1 protein-coding gene is annotated in these 230 nt (G+C 61.7%); it reads left to right on the top strand.

Going from position 1 to position 230, the window contains the following annotated elements; all coding sequences use genetic code 11:
• Window positions 1-35: 35 nt before the first annotated feature.
• The coding region (locus tag Q4563_RS23170) for a hypothetical protein (protein WP_303606224.1) at window positions 36-230 on the top strand (195 nt) is incomplete at its 3' end.

Here is a 230-nt window from a genome sequence, read left to right on the forward strand (position 1 = left end):
GTACCAGCATACCAACCAGCCCCAGCTGCCAGCTGATGCGCCAGGCAGTACGCCAGCGTGACGGTTTACCGGCCCCCGACGTTGAGGCTTTCTTGGCCGTTGGCGCTTTTTTGGCCGTGGTGTGTTTTTTCGGCGCTTGGGCACGCTTGGGAGACGGCTTGGCAGTTTTGGTCGTTGCAGCGGCTTTGGGTTTTGAGCCCGCCCTGGCACTGTTATCCACGGCCCTGGTC

The sequence above is a fragment of the Gilvimarinus sp. 1_MG-2023 genome (assembly GCF_030548285.1).